Raw genomic sequence first — 7,069 nt, 5'->3', positions numbered from 1 at the left:
TCTCGGAGCCGAGCAGCTTGGTGCCGGTGGTCTCGACGGTGACCGAGACGATGATCGGGAGGGCGAGGCCGGCGATCTCCCGGGCCCGCTGGGCGCCGATCACTCACCGTCCGGGAGGTCTGCACGGCGCCCGCTTCGGGTAAAGAGACCAGGGCGCGGGAGGGAACGCGATGATCACGGGAACATCCAGCGGTACGGCGGCACTCGACTCCGGCACGCGTGAACTCACCCGTGTCCTGGTGCTGTTCAGCCTGACCGGCCGGCTGACCGGAGAGCGGACGGCGCTCGGCACCCTCGTCGAGCGGTTCGACTTCGGCCGCTTCGCCCTGCATCTGAAGTCCAGCGAGGCCGTGCTGCCCATGCCGGTGCTGGTGGAGGACGTGCCGCCCGCCGACCTGGGGCTTCCGCACGGCGACCACGGACTCGCTCTGTCCGCCGTCGAGATCGCCGTCCTCGCCACTCCGCGCGGTGACGTCACCCTCGTCCTGGACTGCGAGTTCGAGGGCCCCACCCCCACCGACGCGCTGGCCGCCTGGCTCGCGGCGACCTGCTTCGACCGGGACCGCATCACGCTCGGCGGCCGGCCCCTGCTGGAGGTGCTGCGCGGCCGACTCACCGCACGGGAGCCACTCGCCTTCGGCCAGAACGTGCATCAACTGGTCTTCCCGGGCGGCGAGTTGCGCGAGCAGCTACTGGCCGCCGATGCCGACCAGCGGTCCGTCCGGCTGAACGAGATCGTCTACCGCGGCCGGATGGCCACCACCGAGCCGCCCAACCTGCGCGACCACGGCACGACCCTCTCCGCCCACGGCCGCGGCGTCTCCGTGCACGCCGGCTGGGCCGGACACGTGGAGAACGGCCTCACCCTGGTCGCCCTCGGCATGATCTCCGCGCTCGCCGTCCTCCAGCGCACCCGGCTGGCCGCGTTCGAAGCGATGCGCGCCAACGAACAGGCCATGGCGAGGTCGCCGTACGAGATCCGGTCGCTGATCTCGCAGCTCTCCGCCGAGGTCAACGAGCTCCAGCTGGACCTGGCGTTCGGGGTCGAGGCGTACGTCGACAGTCTGCTGATCCCGGAGATGGTCATGGAGGCTTTCCAGTCCTCGCTGCGGGACGCCCTCGGCATCCGGGACAGCCTGGACAACTCGGCCCGCATGGTGGAGCGGCTGACCTCGGTGATCAGTGCCCGCTCGGCGGCGCTGGACGCGGAACTGTCGGAGCGCGACGACCGCAGGGACCGTACGGTCTCCGTGCTGGTCGCGATCGCCACGCTGATCGCCCTCCCTCCGACGCTGCTCCTCGCGTTCTTCGGCGTCAACGCCACCAACGTCAGCGATCATCGCTCGATCTTCTCGGCGCAGTACCTCCCGGCGTACTTTCTGGCCTGGGTTCCCTTCCTCGTGCTCGCCGTGATCGGATACGTCCGGATCATCCGGACCGGCAGACGCTCCGGCTCCCTGCTGACCGCACCCACGCCGATCCCCGCCCAGCGCCCGCCGACCGGAGGCTGACCGCCGTATGCCCCGCCGACCCGCCGTCTCCGCGCACCGCGGCGGCTCCGAGCGCGCCCGGGCCGCGACGGCCGAGGCGTACGAGGACGCCCTGCTCTCCGGCGCGGAGTACGTCGAGTTCGACATCAGGCGTACGGCCGACGGAGTCTTCGTCGTCTACCACGACCCCCGCGTCCGGCCGGGCGGTCCGCCGCTGTCCCGGATCACCCATGCCGAGCTGAGCGAGCGGGCCGGATACCCGGTGCCGTCGGTCGAGGAGGTCATGGCGCTGGTCGGAGGCCGGATGCTGGGGCACCTGGACCTCAAGGAGACCGGCTACGAGCGCGAGCTGATCGACATGGCCGTGGCCCTGCTCGGCGCGGACGGTTTCGTCGCCACGACCCTGGAGGACCGTTCCGTCGCGGCCATTGCGCGCGCTTTTCCCGAGGTCCGCACCGCCCTGTCCCTCGGCCGTGACGGCCGGGAGATCGCCCGGCGGCGGCTGCCCGGCACCCGGCTGAGCGAGCTGCTGCCGATGCGGCGGGTGCGGGCGTGCGGGGCCGACGGGGTCGCCGTCCACCAGCGGCTGGCCCGCGCGAACGTGCTGCGCGAGGCGGTCCGCCACCGCCTGTTCACCATGGTGTGGACGGTCAACGAGGACCCCCTGATGCGGGCCTTCCTCGGCCATCCGCGCGTCGACGTCCTGATCACCGACCGGCCCCGGCGCGCGGTGGCGCTGCGCGGGGAGCGGCCTTTGGGGTACACGTCCCATTGACAAGGTCGTCCTCCCGTTTTGTGCTGGAGTGCGGGACGGGCGCGGGACGCTCCCTGGCGGAAGGGGCCGGTGATGGGACGTGCGGTCGGGATCGACCTGGGGACCACGAACTCGGTGGTGGCGGTGCTGGAGGGCGGCGATCCGACCGTCGTCGCCAACGCGGAGGGGGCCAGGACCACGCCGTCGGTCGTGGCCTTCGCCAAGAACGGCGAGGTGCTCGTCGGCGAGGTCGCCAAGCGGCAGGCCGTGACGAACGTCGACCGCACCGCGCGCTCCGTGAAGCGGTACATGGGCGACGGGAGCTGGCGCTTCCCCGACCAGGGCGACATCGACGGCACCCGGTACCGGGCGCAGGAGCTGTCCGCGCGGGTCCTGCAGAAGCTGAAGCGGGACGCCGAGTCGTATCTCGGCGAGGACGTCACCGACGCCGTGATCACCGTCCCCGCCTACTTCGACGACACTCAGCGCCAGGCCACCAAGGAGGCCGGGGAGATCGCCGGCCTGAAGGTCCTCAGGATCATCAACGAGCCCACGGCGGCGGCGCTGGCGTACGGCCTGGACCGGGGTGAGGAGCAGACGGTCCTGGTCTTCGACCTCGGCGGTGGCACCTTCGACGTCTCCCTCCTGGAGATCGGCGACGGCGTCATCGAGGTCAAGGCGACCAACGGCGACACGCACCTCGGCGGCGACGACTGGGACCAGCGGATCATGGAGTGGCTGGTCAAGAAGTTCCAGGGGCAGTACGGCGTCGACCTCGGCAAGGACAAGATGGCGCTGCAACGGCTGCGCGAGGGCGCCGAGAAGGCCAAGATCGAGCTGTCGTCGTCCTCCGAGACCACGATCAACCTGCCCTACATCACCGCCTCCGCCGAGGGCCCGCTGCACCTCGACGAGAAGCTGACGCGGGCTCAGTTCCAGGAGCTGACCGCGGACTTGCTCGACCGCTGCAAGACACCCTTCCATCAGGCGGTCAAGGACGCGGGCGTCAAGCTCGCCGCGATCGACCATGTGATCCTCGTCGGCGGCTCGACCCGGATGCCGGCCGTCACCGACCTGGTCAAGGAACTCACCGGGAAGGACCCGCACAAGGGGGTCAACCCGGACGAGGTCGTGGCGGTCGGCGCGGCGCTCCAGGCGGGTGTCATCCGCGGCGACGTGAAGGACGTGCTCCTCCTCGACGTCACCCCGCTGTCCCTGGGCATCGAGACCAAGGGCGGCATCATGACGAAGCTCATCGAACGCAACACGACGATTCCCACGCGCCGTTCGGAGATCTTCACCACGGCGACGGACAACCAGCCGTCGGTCGGGATTCAGGTGTACCAGGGCGAGCGGGAGATCGCCGCGTACAACAAGAAGCTGGGCGTCTTCGACCTGACCGGTCTGCCGCCGGCCCCTCGGGGCGTTCCGCAGATCGAGGTGGCCTTCGACATCGACGCGAACGGGATAATGCATGTCTCGGCGAAGGACCTGGCGACCGGGCGCGAGCAGAAGATGACGGTCACCGGCGGCTCGGCGCTGCCCAAGGACGACATCGACCGGATGATGCGGGAGGCCGAGCAGTATGCGGAGGAGGACCACCGCCGTCGCGAGGCCGCCGAGACCCGCAACCAGGCCGAACAACTCGTCTACCAGACCGAGAAGTTCGTCCGCGAGAACGAGGACAAGGTCCCGGCCGACACGAAGACGGAGGTCGAGACGGCGGTGGCTGATGTGAAGCGGCTCCTGGAGGAGAACGCGGACACGGCCCCCCTCCGCGACGGCGTCGAGAAACTGGCCTCGGTCAGCCAGAAGATGGGGCAGGCGATGTATGCGGGTGCCTCCGGCGGTTCGGCGGGGGAGGAACCGAGCGCCGGCACTGCTGAGGAAGAGGGCGTGGTCGACGCGGAGATCGTGGACGACGAGAAGGACCAGAAGGGGGGAGCGGCCTGAGAGTCGGCTGCGGCGCCGTCGTGGCTGGTCGCGCAGTTCCCCGCGCCCCTTACGTTGGCTCAGGCGTCCGTTCTTTCCCAGCCCCGGCGTTCCCGTCGCGGCCCCAACTGCCCGGTGTCTCGGCTGCGGTACACCACGTACGGGCGGAACAGGTACTGGACCGGGGCGCTGAACATGTGGACCAGGCGGGTGTAGGGGATCAGGGCGATCAGGGTCATGCCGATGATCGCGTGGATCTGGTAGAGGACCGGGACGCCTCGCATCAGGTCGAGGTCCGGTCGGAGGCGGAAGAGGCTGCGGGCCCAAGGGCCGATCGACTCACGGTAGTTGTAGCCGTCGCCGGAGGCGTGCGTGAGCTTGGCCGTCATGCCCAGCACGATCGCGGCCAGCAACACCAGGTACATCAGCTTGTCGTTGGCCGTCGTCGCCCGGAACACCGGCGCCTTCGTACGGCGGCGGTAGATCAGCAGCGCGATCCCGCCCACCGTCAGAACGCCCGCCGCCGTCCCGCCGTACAGCGAGAACAGGTGGTACGTGTGCTCGCTGATCCCCAGGGAGTCCGTCCAGGACATCGGGATGAACAACCCCACGATGTGGCCCGCGAGTACGAACAGGATGCCGTAGTGGAAGGCGTTGGAGGCCACGTTCAGCAGCGTCGACTCGTAGATCTGTGAAGACCGCGTCGTCCAGCCGTACTTGTCGTAGCGGTAACGCCAGACCAGCCCGGCGACGAGCAACGCGAGCGTGACATACGGCAGGACGCCCCACAGGAGCGTCGTCATGAGCGCACCCCCATCGGCAGCGCGGCACACACCGCGTCCAGGACGGACGCGTACGGCGTGCCGAAGTCGGTGAGCCGGGAGCGGAGCCGCTCCAGCCCGTCGCGGTGCTCGGTGAGCAGGTCCGTGTCGCCGGTGCGGGCCGTGAACTCCAGTACCGCGGGCAGGAAGTCGGGCAGCTCCTCGCCGGTGAACTCCAGCCCCGCCGCCCGGTAGACGTCCTTGAAGCGGACCAGCGACATCCCGCGCCGCCGCGTGTCCCCGTCCCGCCACCAACTCAGGTACAGACTGTGGCGGTTCCTGAAGTCGAAGACCCGGACGTAGTGCGCGGCCAGCTCCTGCGCGGGCGTCACCGCCGCGTGGTCCACGAACTCCCTGAGCTGTGGGGCGGCTTCCCGCAGCAGCGGCAGCCGCGCGCGGAAGTCGTCGTCGGGATACGTCAGGCAGAGCGCCGCCGCCTGGTACAGCACCGCGTCCGAGGGCATCAGGCCTCCTTGTCGGGATCGTCCGTGGTCTGCCGTCGGCTCAGCGCGTGGAAGTTCTCCACCGACACCAGCGGCAGCTGTCTGCGCCCCGAAAGACCCGAGTCCTGCCCGAACGGCCCGTCCCCGCCCATGCCAGGGCCGTCCTCGTAGTCGAGGCTGCACCCGTCCGGCAGCGCCGACTCCTCGAGCCGTCGCGCGTCTCCCACAGCCGCCGTCGGGATCACGTACCGGTCCTCGTACTTGGCGATCGCCAGCAGCCGGTACATCGCCTCGATCTCGTCCGGCTTCATACCGACCGCCGAGGCGACCGCCGCGTCCGGATCCTCACCGAGGTTGATCGCCCGCATGTGGGAGCGCATCGCGGCCAGCTTCTCCAACGAGGCCCGCACCGGGGCGACTTCACCCGCCGTGAACATCTCCGCGAGGTACTCCAGCGGAATCCGCAGCGTGTCGATCGCCCCGAACAGGTTCCCCGCGTCCTCGCCGTCGTGCCCGGACTCCGACAGCGCGTCCACGACCGGCGACAGCGGCGGGATGTACCAGACCATCGGCATGGTCCGGTACTCCGGATGGAGCGGCAGCGCCACCTTGTACCGGCTGATCAGCGCGTGCACGGGGGAGCGGCGGGCCGCCTCCATCCAGTCGTACGGGATCCCCGCCTCCTCGGCGGCCCGCTGCACGGCGTGGTCGTCGGGGTCGAGGAACACGCCCAACTGGGCCTCGTAGAGCCGCTTTTCGTCCCGGACGGAGGCCGCGGCCGTGACCTTGTCGGCGTCGTACAGCACGACCCCGAGATAGCGCAGCCGTCCCACGCAGGTCTCCGAACAGACCGTCGGCAGCCCGACCTCGACCCGTGGGTAGCACATCGTGCACTTCTCGGCCTTGCCCGTGCGGTGGTTGAAGTAGACCTTCTTGTACGGGCATCCCGTCACGCACATCCGCCAGCCCCGGCACTGGTCCTGGTCGACCAGCACGATGCCGTCCTCGGCCCGCTTGTACATCGCGCCGGAGGGACAGGACGCCACGCAGGACGGGTTGAGGCAGTGCTCGCAGATGCGCGGCAGATAGAACATGAAGGTCTGCTCGAACTCGAACCTCACCTTGTCCGAGGCCTGTTGGCGGGTGCGCTCCACCATCGGGTCGAGGTCGCCGTAGGCGGGGGCGCCCGCGAGGTTGTCGTCCCAGTTGGAGGACCACTCGATCTTCATCGGCTTGCCGTCGATCTGCGAGACCGGCCGGGCCACCGGGTAGTCCTCGCCGAGCGGGGCGTCGGTGAGGTTCTTGTAGTCGTAGGTCCAGGGCTCGTAGTAGTCCTTGATCTCCGGGAGCCGCGGGTTGGAGAAGATCCCGGCGAGTTTGTGGAAGCGCCCGCCCGCCTTGAGCTTCAACGCGCCCCGCCGGTTCAACTCCCAGCCGCCACGCCACCGCTCCTGGTCCTCGTACCGGCGCGGATAGCCCTGGCCTGGCCGGGTCTCCACGTTGTTGAACCAGACGTACTCCATGCCCCGGCGGTTGGTCCACGCCTGCTTGCAGGTGACCGAGCAGGTGTGGCAGCCGATGCACTTGTCGAGGTTCATCACCATCGCGATCTGGGCCATGACTCTCATG

6 protein-coding genes are annotated in these 7,069 nt (G+C 69.5%); 3 read left to right on the top strand and 3 right to left on the bottom strand.

The window, feature by feature from the left end; all coding sequences use genetic code 11:
- Window positions 1-170 precede the first annotated feature (170 nt).
- The 3 genes from ABZ896_RS38795 (at window position 171) to dnaK (ending at window position 4,197) form a co-directional block, all read left to right on the top strand.
- Complete coding sequence (locus ABZ896_RS38795) at window positions 171-1,511, top strand: hypothetical protein (protein ID WP_360939686.1); 1,341 nt, start codon at window positions 171-173, stop codon at window positions 1,509-1,511.
- A gap of 7 nt (window positions 1,512-1,518) precedes the next feature.
- Window positions 1,519-2,265, top strand: coding sequence for a glycerophosphodiester phosphodiesterase family protein (locus tag ABZ896_RS38790; protein ID WP_360939684.1), 747 nt, complete (start codon window positions 1,519-1,521; stop codon window positions 2,263-2,265).
- Between the two features lie 72 nt (window positions 2,266-2,337).
- The gene (gene dnaK, locus ABZ896_RS38785; protein WP_360939682.1) at window positions 2,338-4,197 is read left to right on the top strand and encodes a molecular chaperone DnaK; all 1,860 of its coding nucleotides are present in this window, start codon (window positions 2,338-2,340) and stop codon (window positions 4,195-4,197) included.
- A 59-nt stretch (window positions 4,198-4,256) separates the two neighbouring features.
- On the opposite strand, the gene narI is transcribed toward dnaK, so the two are convergent.
- The 3 genes from narI to narH are packed head-to-tail and all read right to left on the bottom strand — an operon-like array spanning window position 4,257 to window position 7,068.
- The gene (gene narI / locus ABZ896_RS38780; protein WP_360939680.1) at window positions 4,257-4,979 is read right to left on the bottom strand and encodes a respiratory nitrate reductase subunit gamma; all 723 of its coding nucleotides are present in this window, start codon (window positions 4,977-4,979) and stop codon (window positions 4,257-4,259) included.
- Window positions 4,976-5,461, bottom strand: a complete 486-nt coding sequence (gene narJ, locus ABZ896_RS38775) for a nitrate reductase molybdenum cofactor assembly chaperone (RefSeq protein WP_360939678.1) — start codon at window positions 5,459-5,461, stop codon at window positions 4,976-4,978. The genes narI and narJ overlap by 4 nt, the downstream gene beginning before the upstream one ends.
- Window positions 5,461-7,068, bottom strand: coding sequence for a nitrate reductase subunit beta (narH, locus tag ABZ896_RS38770; protein ID WP_360939676.1), 1,608 nt, complete (start codon window positions 7,066-7,068; stop codon window positions 5,461-5,463). Before narH ends, narJ begins: the two co-directional genes overlap by 1 nt.
- Window position 7,069: the final 1 nt, after the last annotated feature.

Origin of the sequence: Streptomyces sp. NPDC047072 (genome assembly GCF_040643855.1) — a bacterium.
In the GTDB taxonomy this organism is placed as follows: domain Bacteria; phylum Actinomycetota; class Actinomycetes; order Streptomycetales; family Streptomycetaceae; genus Streptomyces.
Note: the sequence above shows the minus strand (reverse complement) of the source record. Positions and strands in the feature narration are given on the sequence as shown.